This window comes from Hymenobacter agri, from assembly GCF_054778495.1.
The window spans coordinates 1-14,055 of record NZ_BAAGZM010000049.1; the positions used below are offsets into that span (position 1 = coordinate 1).

15 protein-coding genes are annotated in these 14,055 nt (G+C 61.1%); 8 read left to right on the forward strand and 7 right to left on the reverse strand.

Annotated features, from left to right (window positions below):
• Together ACYVDE_RS04740 and ACYVDE_RS04745 are read right to left on the reverse strand one after the other, a co-directional pair.
• The coding region (locus ACYVDE_RS04740; protein WP_460500317.1) for a chorismate synthase at positions 1 to 389 on the reverse strand (389 nt) is incomplete at its 3' end.
• 92 nt (positions 390 to 481) lie between these two features.
• A complete protein-coding gene (locus ACYVDE_RS04745) occupies positions 482 to 1,984 on the reverse strand; it encodes a hypothetical protein (RefSeq protein ID WP_460500318.1) in 1,503 nt (500 codons plus the stop codon).
• A 264-nt stretch (positions 1,985 to 2,248) separates the two neighbouring features.
• Here ACYVDE_RS04745 and ACYVDE_RS04750 point away from each other — a divergent pair, with 264 nt between their 5' ends.
• From ACYVDE_RS04750 to ACYVDE_RS04770, 5 genes are all read left to right on the forward strand, one after another.
• On the forward strand, positions 2,249 to 3,007 hold the full coding sequence (locus ACYVDE_RS04750) for a ferritin-like domain-containing protein (RefSeq protein ID WP_460500319.1): 759 nt from the start codon (positions 2,249 to 2,251) through the stop codon (positions 3,005 to 3,007).
• Positions 3,008 to 3,043: 36 nt separating this feature from the next.
• Positions 3,044 to 3,916 carry a ferritin-like domain-containing protein gene (locus tag ACYVDE_RS04755; protein ID WP_460500320.1) on the forward strand — a complete coding sequence of 291 codons (873 nt, stop codon included), beginning with the start codon at positions 3,044 to 3,046 and terminating at the stop codon, positions 3,914 to 3,916.
• 169 nt (positions 3,917 to 4,085) lie between these two features.
• On the forward strand, positions 4,086 to 4,817 hold the full coding sequence (locus ACYVDE_RS04760; RefSeq protein WP_460500321.1) for a ferritin-like domain-containing protein: 732 nt from the start codon (positions 4,086 to 4,088) through the stop codon (positions 4,815 to 4,817).
• The gene (locus ACYVDE_RS04765) at positions 4,814 to 5,707 is read left to right on the forward strand and encodes a ferritin-like domain-containing protein (RefSeq protein WP_460500322.1); all 894 of its coding nucleotides are present in this window, start codon (positions 4,814 to 4,816) and stop codon (positions 5,705 to 5,707) included. Before ACYVDE_RS04760 ends, ACYVDE_RS04765 begins: the two co-directional genes overlap by 4 nt.
• Before the next feature lie 211 nt (positions 5,708 to 5,918).
• On the forward strand, positions 5,919 to 6,116 hold the full coding sequence (locus ACYVDE_RS04770; protein WP_460500323.1) for a hypothetical protein: 198 nt from the start codon (positions 5,919 to 5,921) through the stop codon (positions 6,114 to 6,116).
• 10 nt (positions 6,117 to 6,126) lie between these two features.
• Here the strand turns inward: ACYVDE_RS04770 and queG are convergent, their stop codons facing one another.
• The 3 genes from queG to ACYVDE_RS04785 all read right to left on the reverse strand — a co-directional run bounded on the left by queG (position 6,127) and on the right by ACYVDE_RS04785 (position 8,861).
• Entirely contained in the window at positions 6,127 to 7,080 is a 954-nt protein-coding gene (queG, locus tag ACYVDE_RS04775) for a tRNA epoxyqueuosine(34) reductase QueG (RefSeq protein ID WP_460500324.1), read from the reverse strand.
• A 154-nt stretch (positions 7,081 to 7,234) separates the two neighbouring features.
• Complete coding sequence (ruvB, locus tag ACYVDE_RS04780; RefSeq protein ID WP_460500325.1) at positions 7,235 to 8,290, reverse strand: Holliday junction branch migration DNA helicase RuvB; 1,056 nt, start codon at positions 8,288 to 8,290, stop codon at positions 7,235 to 7,237.
• Positions 8,291 to 8,513: 223 nt separating this feature from the next.
• Complete coding sequence (locus tag ACYVDE_RS04785; RefSeq protein WP_460500326.1) at positions 8,514 to 8,861, reverse strand: HIRAN domain-containing protein; 348 nt, start codon at positions 8,859 to 8,861, stop codon at positions 8,514 to 8,516.
• 121 nt (positions 8,862 to 8,982) lie between these two features.
• Here ACYVDE_RS04785 and ACYVDE_RS04790 point away from each other — a divergent pair, with 121 nt between their 5' ends.
• Positions 8,983 to 9,351: a DUF4177 domain-containing protein gene (locus ACYVDE_RS04790; RefSeq protein ID WP_460500327.1), complete on the forward strand. Its 369-nt coding sequence runs from the start codon at positions 8,983 to 8,985 to the stop codon at positions 9,349 to 9,351.
• Positions 9,352 to 9,416: 65 nt separating this feature from the next.
• Here the strand turns inward: ACYVDE_RS04790 and ACYVDE_RS04795 are convergent, their stop codons facing one another.
• The gene (locus ACYVDE_RS04795; protein WP_460500328.1) at positions 9,417 to 9,914 is read right to left on the reverse strand and encodes a YfbM family protein; all 498 of its coding nucleotides are present in this window, start codon (positions 9,912 to 9,914) and stop codon (positions 9,417 to 9,419) included.
• Positions 9,915 to 9,936: 22 nt separating this feature from the next.
• Positions 9,937 to 11,172 carry an acyl-CoA dehydrogenase family protein gene (locus tag ACYVDE_RS04800; protein ID WP_460500330.1) on the reverse strand — a complete coding sequence of 412 codons (1,236 nt, stop codon included), beginning with the start codon at positions 11,170 to 11,172 and terminating at the stop codon, positions 9,937 to 9,939.
• Between the two features lie 198 nt (positions 11,173 to 11,370).
• Between ACYVDE_RS04800 and prfA the strand changes: the two genes are divergently transcribed.
• A complete protein-coding gene (prfA, locus tag ACYVDE_RS04805) occupies positions 11,371 to 12,444 on the forward strand; it encodes a peptide chain release factor 1 (RefSeq protein WP_460500331.1) in 1,074 nt (357 codons plus the stop codon).
• Positions 12,445 to 12,548: 104 nt separating this feature from the next.
• The coding region (locus ACYVDE_RS04810; RefSeq protein ID WP_460500332.1) for a hypothetical protein at positions 12,549 to 14,055 on the forward strand (1,507 nt) is incomplete at its 3' end.

Sequence of the window (14,055 nt, forward strand, 5' to 3'; positions counted from 1 at the left end):
GTTTCGCGGGCCGAGCTGCGGCCGCCGCCGCGGTAGTCGCGCCGGCCGTACTTGGCATCGTAGGTGTAGTCGGCGTGGCTGGCGCGGTAGGCGTGGGCAATGTGCGAGTAGTCGCCCGAGCGTTGGTCGGCATTGGGAATGAACAGGCTAATGGGCGTGCCCGTAGTAAAGCCCTCAAATAGGCCTGACTGAATGTGCACGGTATCGGCCTCTTTGCGCGGGGTGGTCAGGTCGCTCTGCCCGGGCCGCCGCCGGTCGAGCGCGGCCTGAATATGGGCCGCATCCACGGCCACGCCGGCCGGGCAACCGTCGATAATCACGCCGATGCCCGCGCCGTGCGACTCGCCGAAGGTGGTGATGCGAAAGAGGGAGCCGAAGGTGTTGGACATAGTTGCTTGTTTCTTATTCTCGGTTACTGGTCGTTGTTCTCTCGTTGCCAACTGGTCGTTGAACCAGAAATAAGCGACCAGAAACCTCAAAATTACGCGCGCCCGGCCCGCCACCAGCCAAACACGGCCACGCCCGCCAGCGCCAGCAGCACCCAATCGGCGTAGCGCCGCACGTCGGCATACACGTTGAGCGGCTGCAGCGTGGTATCGGCCCGGGCCAATGCGGGGCCGTAGAATGGGTCATCGGCGGGCTTAGGCAAGGGGTCGGGGCGCAGACTGGCCCCGCGTACCACCGGGTGCAGGCTGGGCCGCAGGGTATCGTAGCGGCTCGTAGTAGGGTCGAATACCACCAGCTGCAACAGGCTGTCGAGGTAAATAGGGCCGGGCCGCCGGGCCACCAGCCGGTAGCGAAACAGCTTGCGCCCGCCGCCCGGTACCGGCTCCTCACGCGCTTCAGGGCCATACACGTCGAGGCCCGCGCGGGTGGCAAGCGTGGGGGCCAGCACCGCCGCCAGGTTGCCCTGCCCCTGCACCCCGAAAGCCAGCGTAAACGACTCGCCCACGCGGGGGTGCGAAGTGCTCAGGGCTTCGACCTGCTTGTAGTCGCCCACGGCCACGGTACCGCTCCGGCCACCCGGCAGCGGCAGCACCGGTACGGTGAGGCCCGGCGACAAATATGTTTTGTAGCCCGCCAGGCGGTTGTCCTGGCCTTGCTCGGGCTTTTTCAGCAGCTTGAATTTTATCATCGTCAGCGCCAGCGGCGGGAAGCGCAGGGGCTGGGGCGTGAGCGGGTAGTACAGGTTTTCGGCCAGCCGGAAACGCAGGTACTTTTCGCCTTTGTGGCGCACCGTGTCGGGCGTCACACTGGGCTCAGGGCCGGGTTCCTGCCAGGCCGTGGCTTGGTGCAGCTCGTGCAGCAACGGCGGCAGCTGGTCGTCAAAATCATGAAACGACAACAGGGCCTGGTCTTCGGGCTTGAGGTAGAAGTACAGCCCCACGCGCACGCCCTGGCCCTGGTACACCCGGGGCTGGTCGGCCAGCACGGCCAGAAACGCGTGGTCGGGCACCTCCTGGTACAGCGCCGGCTTGGGCTTGCCAAACATCTTGTCGAGGTCGCCCACGGCCTGCAGCGGGGCCGTGGGGTTGGCGGGCTTGGTCAGGGTGCCGGGATTGGGCGGCGGAGCCGGGCCCACGTGCACGGTAGCGGCTTTGGCGCGCAGCACCACGCCGTTCACCGTCATCTGAAACGGTTTAATAGCGATGTCGCCCTCGCCGTACGGCGCGTATTTCTGGGTGATGGTTAGGTCGCTGAATGGCTGGCCTAGTACCAGCGTCGTCGTGGTCGTGCGGGTTTTGCCTGCTTTTTTAAAGCCCTCCAGCTCCGGAAACTCCGAATATTTCTCCAGTTGCCCACCGCGCAATCGGAAAGCCACCGTGTAGGTGCCCGTAACCGGTAGCCGGTCGGGGCCGAGCTGCAACTGCACGTCAGCAGACGTTGCAGCCTGCCCCGAAACCGTCTTGCCGGGCTGCGCGCTGGCTCGCTCTTCGCCCATCAGCCCCCCAAACAACAGCAGCAGGCCCAAAAATCGTCGCATCGTTTGCTGGCCCATCATCATTGCCTAAAAGTAGCAGGTAGCCATGAAAATGGCCTTTTGAACGACTCACTGCCCTGGAGCAAGTTGCGAAAAACCGAAAAATACGGGCCTTTTGAATCCTTTTCCTCAACAGTTGCCGTATCTGCTCCCAAATCCTCTCCCTAATCTAGATTGCTGCTGCTATTGAATCAGGCATTTTTCGCCTGCCGGATTCCTATTGCCCTTTTTGTTTGAATTCCATCTTTCACTCAATACTTCACGCTCATGTCTGACATTCTTCAGCCCCGCGGTTCCGACGACAACACGCTCGTGCAACCCATCTTCACGCCCATCAAGCGTCGCTCCTTCTTCATGTACGCCGGTGCTACGGCCGGCGCCACGGCTCTCGTACTGGCCGGTTGCTCGAAAGACTCGACCACGCCAACGCCCAGCCTGCCCACCGGCAACACGACCAATGCCGACGGTTCCATCAGCCTGGGCTCGGGCGATGTGGGGGTGTTGAACTATGCCTACGCCCTCGAACAGCTGGAGGCCGATTTCTATGCGAAAGTAGTTGCCCAATCGCAGGGGGTGCTGAGCGCCACGGAATACCTGTATTTCCAGCAGGTAGCCAAGCACGAAGCCATTCACCGCGACTTCTTCAAGGCCGCCCTCACCCGCGATGCCGGCACGCAGGTGCTGCGCGGGCTGACGCCTAAATACCCCACGGGCACCTTTACCGACCGCGCTACCCTGCTCGGCACGGCCAAAGCCTTCGAAGACCTGGGTGTAGCGGCTTACAACGGAGCCGGCAAGCTCCTCAAATCGGCCGACTACCTGTTGCTGGCCGGCAAGATTGTATCGGTAGAAGCCCGTCACGCGGCTTATGTGCGCGACCTGATTTCGGCCGGCTCGTTTGCCGATGATTTGCAGGTTGATTCTTCGGGCTTGGATAAGTCGATGAAGCCGGCCGATGTGCTGGCTACGGCCCAAGCATTCATCACGGAGAAAATCGACGGTAGCACCGTGGGTGTCAACGCATAAGCTTTCTCCCTCCTTCAATCGTAATCAATTCTCGCCATGAATTTCTTCAATATCCTTAACCAGCTGGCCGAAGTCGATACCGACCTGATGGGCCGCCTCGATTCGCGCCGCGCCGTGTTCAACTCGCTCACCACCGTGGGCAAGCGCACCGCTCAGGCTGCCCTGCCGGCCATGCTGGCTTCGTTTTTCTCGAAAGCGTACGCCGGCACCACGGCGGGCGACCCGAAAGAGGTGTTCAACTACGCCCTCACGCTGGAGCTGCTCGAAGCCGACTTTTACAAAAAAGTAATTGCCTCGCCGCTGTTCAACACGGCTACCGCGGCCGACCAGGCTGCCATCCGTCAGATTGCCAAACACGAAAACGCCCACGTAACACTGCTGCAAACGGTGATAGGTGCTATTGGCGGCACAGCTGTGAGCAACGTCACGTTTAAATCCGCCACGTTCAACTCGCTCGTTTCGTTCTACGGCGGCGCCACCAGTATTCTGGGTGTAGCCCAGTTGCTCGAAGACACTGGCGTGCGTGCGTATAAAGGCCGGGCCGGCGACCTGCTGGGTATTGCCGACGTTACCATCGGCGGTGTCGCCTACAACCCGCTCGAAACGGCCCTGCGCATCCACTCGGTAGAAGCCCGCCACGCCGCGCACATTCGCTACATGCGTAGCCCGCTCAACCCCGGCTCCACGCCCTGGATTACCGGCGGCGGCGACCTCGACAGCAACGCCACCTACACCGGTGCTACGCCCGAGAGCAACACCACGCAGTCGGGCGTGAGCCTGACGGCTGCTAACGCCATCACGGCCGGCACCACCTATTCGCAGGCCGATGCCGCCGCTTCGTTCGACGAGCCCCTGACCGTGGCCGAGGTAACCGATGCCTCGCGCGCCGGTGGCCTGATTGGCGCCTAGAACATTCTGCCGGCAATTGCCGGATAGTAACAAGGCCGGTTCTGTGCTATGCGCGGAACCGGCCTTGTTTTTTAGGCCTTTGCAACCATTGCAGGGGTAGTGAGTACCTTTGTGGTGGCCCCGGCCCCACTATAGTGGGCTTGCCGCCGGATTGACGCTTTTGCTACGCATGTCTGACCCAACTTATTCGCCCGCCTGGCAGGCGCAGCCCGTAGGGCGGCGCAGCTTTTTGCGGGTTTCGGCGGCTTCGGCCGCTACCGTGGCCCTGATAGCCACGACCGGCTGTTCGACCGAAACACCCGCGCCCACCACGTCCGACCCCAATCAACTGGCGTTGCCTTCGGGCGATGCGGGGCTGTTCTACTACGGTTATCTGCTGGGGCTGGCGCTGTCGACCACATACGATAAGATTGTGGCCAACCCGCCGAACGACCTGACGCAGGCCGAGCGCAGCATTATTTTCGATATGCGCAACCATCAGCTCATTTACCGGGAGTTGTGCCACTACTACATCGACCCCACTACCGCCAAAGTCGGCCCCTTCCCCACCGACTTTGTCTTCAACACGTCAACATTCACGCTGACTACCCGGGCCGGTGCCCTGGCAGCAGTGCAGCAGCTGGCCGACCTGGCGGCGGCGGCTTACCCGGTGCTGCTGCCGCTCTTCACGTCGGCCAGTGCGTATCCGCGCGCGCTGCTGCTCAAAGCGGTATCGGTGCAGGCCCGTCATGCGGCTGCTATCCGCGACCTGCTCACCCCCGGCTCGTTTGCCGATGCCACCGTTGTTGACCCAGCTACCGGGCAGCTGCGTACCAAAACGCCTACCGAAGTGGTGGCGGCCTTGGCGCCTTACGTAGCCCCCTACGTCGTTTCCGTGGCCAATCTGGCCGTTCCTGTATGAAGTTACTTCCGTTCCTCGACCGCCTGGGCGCCAGCCCGGCCACTGTCGGCGCTGCGCCGCGCCGGGCGCTACTCCAGCAAGCTGGCCGTGCGGCCCTGGCAGCCCTACCGTTCAGCGTAGGCGCTTTGGCGCCCGTAGCCGCGCGCACCAAGACGACCGCCTACGATGCCATTACGCAGCTGCTGCAATTCGAGCGCCTGCAATTGGCATACTACACGCAGGCCCTGGCCGCCACCAACCTGATTCCGACGGCCCAGACGGGCGACTTCCAGCGCATTGCCGGCCACCAGGCCCAACATGTCGCCTTCCTGCAAAAATCGCTGCAAGATGCGGGCGCCTTGGTACCCACGGCTCCGGCGTTCGATTTCAGTGGCCGCAAAAACGTGGCCACCAACCCCGTACTGTTTCCGAATGTGCTGAGCGACTACGATGCTTTTCTGGCGCTTGCTCAGCAACTGGAAGACGTTGGCGTGCGGCTGTACAACACTTACGCCTTCGTTAATACCAACGACGCCCAGTTCGCCAAAGTCATGCTGCGCCTTCTGGCAGTCGAAGGCGAGCATGCGGCCCACGTCCGGGGCCTGCGTCGCAGCCGCGGCGTATCCGTAAAAAACTGGCCCAGCAGCACCGATGCACCCATTGCCCGGCCGGCTGCCGCGCAAGTGCTCACCACCGCAGCCAGCTACGGCGAAGACAGCACCACGCAGCTGGCCTCGGCCGGCGTGCCCATCGGCTTCAGCGATTTTCTCAGCGTCTTCAAGCTGTCGTTCGTGTCTGACGCCTCTCTGGCCGAAGCTTTCGACGAGCCGCTTGCCATCGACCCGACGCAGTCTAATCCGCCGGCCAACCAGCAGGCACTGGCTCAGGCCGTGCTCGACCTGTTCAGCTAAGGAATAAGGTGCAAAATTCTGGCTTTTTAAGGCAAAAGAGCGGCTCTGGCCGCTCTTTTTGCGTATCGGGCTCCCCTGGCAACCGAACCGGACGACTACGTCGCGCAATGGTTTGCATTTTTCGCTTTTATTTACCTTTCCAACAATCACAACTGAAGTTGGTGTGCGGGCCGGATTATCCAGTTTTTCACCTTCCTCTGCTCCTCGATAGATGCTAGACTACGTGAAAATGATTCTGCTGAAAGTTAGTTTCAGCAAAGCGCTGTTCGAGAAAGAATTGCGCAAGGCCTTACGCGTAATACTGCCGGCCGAAGTGCAGGATTTTCGCCGCTGGTGCTACCGGCAGTTTTCGCGCATCTACCGGCGCGTGTTGAAGCGCGTGTTTGGCGAGTTGAGCCTGGGCGCTTAGCGCTGGCCCGTCAGGCCTGTTTTGGCGTCTCCGGTCCTTCCGCTACAAACTGAATATTCCGCTTCAGGCCCTCATAGCCAGTCCGCTTCACGGCCGACTGCCGGAACAGCTCCGTAAATAATTCATGGGTGATTTCGCGCCAGTCGCCGGGCGTCAGGTCCTTCAGGCCGGGCGCGGGGTCGAACTGCGGCTCGTGGTGCGGCTTCGAGAAGCGGTTCCAGGGGCACACGTCCTGGCAGATGTCGCAGCCGAATATCCAGTTGCCGAATTTCCCGCCTACCTCCTGCGGAATCTGGCCCTTGAGCTCGATGGTGAAGTAGCTGATGCACTTGCTGCCATCTACCACGTAGGGCTCGGTAATGGCCTGCGTGGGGCAGGCGTCCACGCACTTCGTGCAGGTGCCGCAGTAGTCCCGAATGGGCCCGTCGGCGGGCAGCTCCACATCCACAATCAACTCGGCGATGAAATAGAACGAGCCGGTACCCGGCGTTATCAGATTCGAATTCTTGCCCACCCAGCCCAGGCCCGACTTTTTCGCCCAAGCCTTATCGAGTACCGGCGCGGAATCCACAAAGCAGCGGCCGCCAATCTGGCCTATCTCGGCCTCCATGTCAGCCAGCAGCGTTTTTAGCTTGTCTTTGATGACAAAGTGATAGTCACGCCCATAGGCGTACTTGCTGATTTTCAGCGTGTCGGCGGGCTGCTGATTTTCGGGCGCGGGGTAATAATTAAGCAGCAGCGAAATCACCGATTTGGCCCCATCCACGAGCAGGCGCGGGTCGAGGCGCTTGTCGAAGTGGTTTTCCATGTAGCCCATCTTGCCATTCATGCGGCGTGTGAGCCAGGTTTCGAGCCGTGGGGCTTCTTCCTCCAGAAATTCGGCTTTGGAAATACCGCAGGCCATAAAGCCCAGCTCCGCCGCGCGGCGCTTGATAAACGGGGCCCATTGGGACTGAGGAAGCATGGGCAACGGAATTGGTATTGAATAAACATAGGTCATCCTGAGCACAGCGAAGGACCTTCTCACGGCGGCACGAAGGGCAGTAACCAATTATTTACTGCAAATCATGCTGCCGTCAGAGGGTCCTTCGCTGTGCTCAGGATAACAGACAAAGAGCTTACGACGTTATTTCATCAAACAAGCCCACGCCGTTGTTGCCGCGCAGGTGGTTGGGCAGCAGGCGGCCCAGGTGCTGGTAGGCGGCCTCGGTGGCTTCGCGGCCGCGCGAGGTGCGCTTGATGTAGCCTTCCTGGATGAGGAAGGGCTCGTACACTTCCTCAATAGTTTCGCCTTCCTCACCGCAAGCCGTGGCAATGGTGCTGATGCCCACCGGGCCACCCTTGAACTTGTCGATGATGGTCGTGAGAATACGCTTGTCCATGTCGTCGAGGCCGCGAGCGTCCACGTCGAGGGCATTGAGGGCAAACTGCGCAATCTCGACCGTAATCGTGCCGGTGCCTTTAATCTGGGCGAAGTCGCGGGTGCGGCGCAGCAGGTTGTTGGCAATGCGGGGCGTGCCGCGCGAGCGACGGGCTATTTCGAAGGCCGCATCTTCGTGGATGGGCGTGCCTAGAATCTCGGCCGAGCGCTGCACGATGGTGGTCAGCAGCTTGGAGTCGTAGTATTCGAGGCGGGCCGAAATGCCGAAGCGGGCCCGCAGCGGCGCCGTGAGCATGCCAGAGCGGGTGGTGGCGCCCACCAGCGTGAAGGGCGACAGCGAAATCTGTACCGAGCGGGCGTTGGGGCCCGAGTCGAGCATGATGTCGATGCGGTAATCCTCCATCGCCGAGTACAGGTACTCTTCCACCACGGGGTTGAGGCGGTGGATTTCGTCGATGAACAGCACGTCGTGCGGCTCCAGGTTGGTGAGCAGGCCGGCCAGGTCGGAAGGCTTGTCGAGCACCGGGCCGCTGGTCATCTTAATGCCCGAGCCCAGCTCGTTGGCAATGATGTGCGAGAGGGTAGTTTTGCCCAGGCCGGGAGGGCCGTGCAGCAGGACGTGGTCGAGGGCGTCGCCGCGCATCTTGGCGGCAGCCACAAACACCTTCAGGTTTTCCAGAATCTTGTCCTGACCCGTGAAATCGTCGAAACTAAGCGGGCGAAGGGCTTTGTCGATGTCCTTATCGGTGGCATCAAACCCGTCGGTTCCGCCGGTGAGATAGGCTTCGCGCATAATACTATTACTAAAATGATTGGTCGACGCTTGCTAAGCTAGTGAGTAACTAATTTAGCAATAAAAAAGCTCCTTTGACCGGAAGAAACTTAGCTTTCTACAAAGAACGTCATGCTGAGCTTGTCGAAGCATCTCTACCGCAGCAGTAATTAATTGCGTTGTGCGGTAGAGATGCTTCGACAAGCTCAGCATGACGTTCGGGTTTTCTGTTCTAATCCTTCCGCTACTCGTGCAGCAGCACTTCAATGTCGAGGTGCAGCCAGTCGGTTTCCCAGGATTTGTGGTTGAGGCGGGCCGAGAGGTGCTTGCCGGCGTCGAGCAGGCGGGCCACGGTTTCGTTGCGGCCCTCGGGCAGGTAGCCGAGCCACACATTGGCGGGGTCGGTGGCGGGGGCGGTGTGCACCTGCACGGCCCAGTCGTCGTAGTGGTTATCGGCTTCGCGGCTCAGGTGCAGGGCCTGGCCCACCTTCAGCTTTGGCTCGTACTTCTCCAGGTTGGGGCGGTGCGAGGTGCCGGCCACGAGGCATTCGAGCAGCACCAGGGGTTCGGACGCGGGGACGATTTTCATCATGCGGCCAAATTACGGCACGGGCGGCGGGTTTTGATGGTCGTTGGGGCAGATGCTTCCCGCTTCATGCCTTCGTATTAAGTATGTTGCGCCTGCATTTTACGCTTCTCTTCCCGCAAATTGTATGAAAAAGCTGTTTCTTCCTGCCGCGCTGGCGCTGGCCGTGGCTGGCTCTTGGGCCTTTTACCCTAACGCGGCACCCGCCACCTCCGGCTACCTGATGGTGGTGGGTAGCGGCCGGCCGGGCAACGACTCCTACGTGCCCGAAATCGTCACCATCTTACCCGACGGCAAGCAGCAGGTGCAACGCCTCACCAACGTGAAACCCAGTTCCGACCGCAGCACCACCGACGTGGCCGTGGCCCTGCACCACGCCGAGCTGCTGCAAGTGAACAAGCTGGCCGCCCAGGGCTGGCGCCTGGTGAGCGTGGCCCAGAGTACCGTGGGCGTGGGCGCCACCACCGAGACGGTGTATATGATGGAGCGGCGGTAAGTTGATTGATTACTACTAATCACTACTACAAAAAAGCCGCTCCGTAATCGGAGCGGCTTTTTATATCATTGCAGCCAAATTAGTAAGGCTTTACTGCGGCTGGCCGAATCGATAGCAAATTGCCGCAAGTCGATAAAGCATTGCGTTAGCCACGCTCTCATTCCGGCTGGCTCATCTTCCCAACCGCGCGGGTAAAGCTCAAGCGCCATCATTTTTCTGCCATCGTAGCGCCCGGCAAATTCCTCATCGGTAATGGCTGAAAGGGCATTAGAGAAGTTTTTTACCTGTTGAGGGCTTATGCATCTGGCCGGGCCGTAACCCGCGTCATGTTCTTCTTGGTCGCCTATCTGCTCGCCACCACTCAGCAGGTAGCACAACGGCTCCGCGCCATCCCAAGCCTGGCCGGTCAGCATGAAATGCAGCCCGTGCCAGGCTTTGTCTAAGTCCAGTTCCTGAGACGCCGGCACTTCGCTATCGACAACCTCAAGCACTTCATCAGGATTCTCCAGAAGCTGCAGCCGCTGTTTTTCGTCAATCTGACGAAGCATACCACTCATGCTCATCGCAGGGCGGAGACAGCAAGATTTACTTAAACGCCTGAATACCCGTAATATCTGCCCCCGTAATAAGCAGGTGAATGTCGTGCGTGCCCTCGTAGGTAATCACCGATTCGAGGTTCATCATGTGGCGCATGATGGGGTATTCGCCGGTAATACCCATGCCGCCGTGAATCTGGCGCGCCTCGCGGGCCACGTGCAGGGCCATGTCCACGCTGTTGCGCTTGGCCATGGAGATTTGGGCGCTGGTGGCTTTGCCTTCGTTTTTGAGCACGCCGAGGCGCCAGGCCATGAGCTGGGCTTTGGTGATTTCGGTGAGCATCTCGGCCAGCTTCTTCTGCTGCAGCTGGAAGCCGCCGATGGGCTGGCCGAACTGCTCGCGCTGCAAGGAATATTTCAGGGCCGACTCGTAGCAGTCGATGGCCGCGCCGATGGCGCCCCAAGCAATACCGAAGCGGGCCGAATCGAGGCAGGAGAGCGGGCCGCGCAGGCCATCCACATTAGGCAGGATGTTCTCTTTGGGGATTTTCACGTCCTCAAACACCAGCTCGCCGGTGCAGGAGGCGCGCAGGCTCCACTTGTTGTGAATTTCGGGCGTGCTGAAGCCTTCCATGCCGCGCTCCACAATCACGCCTTTGATGCGGCCCTGCTCGTTTTTGGCCCAGACAACGGCCACCTGGCACTCGGGCGAGTTCGAAATCCAGAGCTTGGCGCCGTTCAGCAGGTAATGGTCGCCCATGTCCTTGAGGTTGGTGGTCATGCCGCCGGGATTTGAGCCGTGGTCGGGCTCCGTCAGGCCGAAGCAGCCCAGCCACTCGCCGCTGGCGAGCTTGGGCAGGTACTTTTTGCGCTGCTCTTCGGAGCCGTAGGCGTAGATGGGGAACATCACCAGCGAACCCTGTACCGAGGCGGTGGAGCGCATGCCCGAGTCGCCGCGCTCAATCTCCTGCATGATGAGGCCGTAGCTGATGTAGTCGAGGCCGCCGCCGCCGTACTCCTGCGGAATGGTGGGGCCGAACGCGCCCACGTCGCCAAACTTTCGCACGATTTCGCTCGGGAAGTGCGCGTCTTGCGCCCACTTCTCAATGTTGGGGCTGATTTCCTTCTTCACGAAGTCGCGGATGGACTGGCGAATGAGCAGGTGCTCCTCGGTCAGCAGGCCGTCGAGGTCGAAATAATCGGTGAAGCCGTTGGCGTTGGTGCTGCCTTTCTGGGCAGTATGGGCTTTGGACTGGGGGGAGAGAACGTCTGCTTCCGAGGACATGGGTGGGGTGGTGAGGTGGGAACTGGCCGCAAAGATAACAGGCCGGCCGAAGGCACAGAGAAACCGGGATATAGCCCGCTTACGGCCGACGGCTACACGGCCCGCGCCAGCTACGGCCGCCCCCCGAGAACCACCAGCGGAATCAAGGTGTTCAGATGCCGTATCTTTGCAGCCTTATTGCTTAATTCTGAACACCCGATGCTCGATAAACTAGAAGCCATCAACCAGCGCTACGAGAACGTCAACGAGGAGTTGATGCAGCCCGACGTGATGTCGGACCTGAAGCGCTACAAATCCCTGAACAAGGAATACAAGGAGCTGGGCAAGATTGTGGCCGAGTACCGCAACTACCAGGGCGTGCTCAGCAACATCGAAAACGCCCGCGAAGTCATTGCCACCGAGAAAGACCAGGACTTCCGCGAAATGGCCAAGGCCGAGCTCGACGAGCTGCTGCCCGAGCAGGAGCGCCTCGAAGAAGTCATCAAAGACCTGCTGCTGCCCAAAGACCCCAACGACTCGAAAGACGTGATTGTGGAAATCCGAGCCGGCGCGGGCGGCGACGAAGCCGCCATATTTGCCGGCGACCTGCAGCGTATGTACATGCGCTTTGCCGAAAAGCAGGGCTGGAAAATGGAGCTCATCGACGCCATGGAAGGCACCTCGGGCGGCTATAAGGAAATCATCGTGGCCGTGCGCGGCGAGGACGTGTACGGCAAGCTCAAGTTCGAATCGGGCGTGCACCGCGTGCAGCGCGTGCCGGCCACCGAAACCCAGGGCCGCATCCACACCAGCGTGGCCTCGGTAGTGGTGATTCCGGAAGCCGAGGAATTCGACGTGGAACTGAACATGAGCGACATCCGCAAGGATTACTTCTGCTCGAGCGGCCCCGGCGGCCAGTCGGTGAACACCACTTACTCGGCCGTGCGCCTCACCCACCTGCCCACCGGCCTCGTGGCCCAGTGCCAGGACCAGAAATCGCAGCTCAAGAACTTTGACAAAGCCTTGGCCGTGCTCCGCTCGCGCGTGTACGAGATGGAGCTGGCCAAGAAGAACGAAGCCGACGGCGCCGTGCGCAAAAGCATGATTGGCGGCGGCGACCGGAGCGACAAAATTCGCACCTACAACTATCCGCAGGGCCGCGTCACGGACCACCGCATCGGCTACACGGTGTACAACCTGGCCAGCGTGATGGAAGGCAACGTCGACGACTTCGTGGAGCAGCTGCGCTTGGCCGACAGCGCCGAGCGCCTGCAAGAAGGCGTGACGAAGTAAGCCGCAGGCGGGGCGGCTCCGGCTGCCCCGCCACAATGGCTGCAATACCCAACCGGCTTTTACCGTTCTCCGGGGGCGCTGTCCCCTCCCCTGCGCCCCTGCTTATGCGCTACCTCTTCCCGTTGTTTCTGGTGCTGAGCTGCTTGCTCACGTTTCTGCCCGGCTGCGAGCCCAAGGAAGACATTGTGCAAACCACCGGCCGCCTGGAGTTCGACCAGGACACGGTGCTGTTTGACACGGTGTTCACCACCATTCGCACTGTCACGAAGCGGCTGTGGGCCTACAACCGCAATAGCGGCGCGGTGCAAACGGATATCAGCCTGGCCGGCACGGCGGGCGGCACGTACTCGCTCATCATTAACGGCGACGCGGGCGCGGCCAAAAGCGGCGTCCTCATTCGGGGCAACGATAGCGTGCAGATTCTGGTGCGGGCCGTGCTCGGTGACAACGGCCAGGCCACCACAGCCAAGAAATTTCTGGTGGAAGACCAGGTGAACTTTCGCACCAATGGCAACGACCAGCACGTGAAGCTGGTAGCCTACGGCCAGAACGCCTACTTCCATCGGGCCGACCTCATCCTGACCGATACCGTTTGGCCGACGGATAAGCCGCACGTCATCATCCCGGCCAGCCGCGTGCTGACGGTGGGGCAGCCGCCGGTTACCTTCGGCGTGCTGGTGGGCGAGAATATCACGCTCACCATTCCGAAAGGCGCGCGCATCTACTGCCACGCTGGCGCTTATATTCAGGTGAATGGCACCCTGCGGATAAACGACGATTTCGCCCCCTCCACCGGCCCCACCGATACCGTGAAGGCCACCAACCCCAACATCGTGCGCTTCACCGGCGACCGGCCGGAGGCAGACTATGCCGAGGCCCCGGGCCAGTGGGGCGGCATCGTGTTCACCGAAACCAGCCGCAACAATAGCATTCGCTACACCGAAATTAAGAATGCCACCTTCGGGGCACTGTTGCTGAACCCCGAGAACAAGCAGCCCCACCCCAGCCTGGCGCTGGCCAACACGGTCATCCGCAACATTTCGGGCTCCAACCTCTCGTTTGCCAACGCCACGGCCAGCGCCGGGGCCGGCGTGCTCAGCTACTCGGGCGACCTCAAGGCCGAGAACTGCCTGTTCACCAACTGCGGCGAGTACGCCATTGCCGGCGTGGGCGGCGGGGTATTCGACCTCAACTTCTGCACCTTTGCCAACTACACACCTGCCTTCCGGCGCGAAACGGCTTCGCTGAGCTTCACCAACGAGAAAGCCACCGATGGGAGCAAGCTACCGCTCAGCGTCACGCTGCGCAACTCCATCGTGTGGGGCTCCAACCTAGGCCCGGGCACCATCGACGACGAGCTGTACTTCAAGAACTACACCGACTCCAACTACACCGTCAGCATCCTCAACTCGCTGCTGCGTACCAAAGCCTACGCCAGTACGCCCGCCATCGTGGGCGCGGCTGGCGTTAACCTGCTGAACGTGGACCCGCTGTTCACCCGCACAGCCCTCGTCAGCAGCCGGCCCGACTACACGCTGCAAGCCACTTCGCCGGCCAATACCCCGCGCCGCCTGGCCGCCGGCGGCGTACCATCCAGCGTGGCGCGCGACC

Excerpts from the sequence above, each read along its gene's own strand:
- ACYVDE_RS04800 (WP_460500330.1), bottom strand. The coding sequence starts at position 11,172 with ATGTCCTCGGAAGCAGACGTTCTCTCCCCCCAGTCCAAAGCCCATACT.
- ACYVDE_RS04795 (WP_460500328.1), bottom strand. The coding sequence starts at position 9,914 with ATGAGCATGAGTGGTATGCTTCGTCAGATTGACGAAAAACAGCGGCTG.
- ACYVDE_RS04760 (WP_460500321.1), top strand. The coding sequence starts at position 4,086 with ATGTCTGACCCAACTTATTCGCCCGCCTGGCAGGCGCAGCCCGTAGGG.
- ACYVDE_RS04785 (WP_460500326.1), bottom strand. The coding sequence starts at position 8,861 with ATGATGAAAATCGTCCCCGCGTCCGAACCCCTGGTGCTGCTCGAATGC.
- ACYVDE_RS04770 (WP_460500323.1), top strand. The coding sequence starts at position 5,919 with ATGCTAGACTACGTGAAAATGATTCTGCTGAAAGTTAGTTTCAGCAAA.
- ACYVDE_RS04745 (WP_460500318.1), bottom strand. The coding sequence starts at position 1,984 with ATGCGACGATTTTTGGGCCTGCTGCTGTTGTTTGGGGGGCTGATGGGC.
- prfA (WP_460500331.1), top strand. The coding sequence starts at position 11,371 with ATGCTCGATAAACTAGAAGCCATCAACCAGCGCTACGAGAACGTCAAC.
- queG (WP_460500324.1), bottom strand. The coding sequence starts at position 7,080 with ATGCTTCCTCAGTCCCAATGGGCCCCGTTTATCAAGCGCCGCGCGGCG.
- ACYVDE_RS04755 (WP_460500320.1), top strand. The coding sequence starts at position 3,044 with ATGAATTTCTTCAATATCCTTAACCAGCTGGCCGAAGTCGATACCGAC.
- ACYVDE_RS04765 (WP_460500322.1), top strand. The coding sequence starts at position 4,814 with ATGAAGTTACTTCCGTTCCTCGACCGCCTGGGCGCCAGCCCGGCCACT.
- ACYVDE_RS04750 (WP_460500319.1), top strand. The coding sequence starts at position 2,249 with ATGTCTGACATTCTTCAGCCCCGCGGTTCCGACGACAACACGCTCGTG.
- ruvB (WP_460500325.1), bottom strand. The coding sequence starts at position 8,290 with ATGCGCGAAGCCTATCTCACCGGCGGAACCGACGGGTTTGATGCCACC.
- ACYVDE_RS04790 (WP_460500327.1), top strand. The coding sequence starts at position 8,983 with ATGAAAAAGCTGTTTCTTCCTGCCGCGCTGGCGCTGGCCGTGGCTGGC.